Source organism: Roseibium sp. RKSG952, from assembly GCF_009711355.1.
The window spans coordinates 1-1,161 of record NZ_SMMF01000466.1 but is presented as its reverse complement, the minus strand read 5'-3'; the positions used below and the strand labels follow the sequence as shown (position 1 = coordinate 1,161).

The 1,161-nt window shown below is 53.1% G+C and carries 1 protein-coding gene; it reads left to right on the top strand.

All coding sequences use genetic code 11. The features are described 5' to 3' along the window. The first annotated feature begins 540 nt into the window (after positions 1-540). A complete protein-coding gene (locus E1297_RS01595; protein WP_155133052.1) occupies positions 541-876 on the top strand; it encodes a hypothetical protein in 336 nt (111 codons plus the stop codon). Positions 877-1,161 lie beyond the last annotated feature (285 nt).

Sequence of the window (1,161 nt, the reverse complement as noted above, 5' to 3'; positions counted from 1 at the left end):
GCCTCGACGCGTTTTTGGTTCTTCTGGCCGGTTCCGGAAAGCTGACCGGAGTAGCTCCCTGGGCCGCCTCCCTGAAGCACCCCTATGTGCTTGAAGGATGGCAGAGTCTGGCTTAATACACCCGCTTCGAAAGCGGTCGACACGCAAGGGTCCGGGCGTTCGAATCCCACCGCTTCCGCCAAGCCGTAAAGAACGAGAGTACAATTAGTGCCGGAATCGGTGGGATTCGAACGCCCCACAAGAAGCGAGGACGAACCTTTGCGGCAATCTCGCATTGATTCGCTCGGACAGAGCGACGCTCGCCAGCATGTAGCATTCGTTGGTGACGACTAATGTCTAGAGCGCCGCCATTCGTGCGGGCATTTCCCATGGATTTCGTGAGTCTTCACGATTGAGACAAAGAGCGTTGCGTCGGGTTCTTCGTACGTATAGGAAGAGATTCGATCTATGTTGAAACCCGATCCGACAAAAATAGGGTCATCCCATTGTTCCCTGCAAACCCACTGTCGAATTTAAAGGAAGCGCAACCAAGGAGAAAACATGACTGAAGCATTCGTAGTCGTAGACGGAGTCGCAACCCACGAAGATGACATCAACGATAAGGTTCCCGGAACCTACGAGATCGAGATCGATAAAGATGCACCCGAAGAGCTTTACGAAGAAATCGCACTGGAAGTATTCCATTGTCATGTCGCCATTGCAATGCTCGACGAATTCGAAATCTCGGTTGTAGACGAAAACGGAGAACCTTTCACCAATCAGTCTGAAGAGCCAAATCTCCGGGAGAAAGTCGATCTTCTCTCCATGGGCAATTTCCTCGGCCGCCGCAGAGACAGCGACATCCCCTTCAATATCGGGCCAAAGGTTGCATCTTGACTTCCACCCCTCCTTAAAGGGAGGGTATTCCTCCTGCGAGACGGTCAAGTCCGTTCCAGCATCGTCCTTGAAGGACGGGGCTTTGCGGCGTGTTTCAGGTAATGGGGACCCTTGCCCGGAAAGTGACACCTAGCGACGCTTCTCAGTGACGAGGCTTAGGGAGTTTCTCTCGAAGAAACCGTTCGTCATATCGCGGAAGGCAATCTCATTATAATTCGCGTATGCGGACAGAAACGCGGTCGTGAGCGCTCGCAACGCCTCGACCCGTTTTTGGTTCTTCTGGCC

What these genes read in the sequence shown, in the direction of transcription:
- E1297_RS01595 (WP_155133052.1), top strand. Translation starts at nt 541, where the DNA reads ATGACTGAAGCATTCGTAGTCGTAGACGGAGTCGCAACCCACGAAGAT.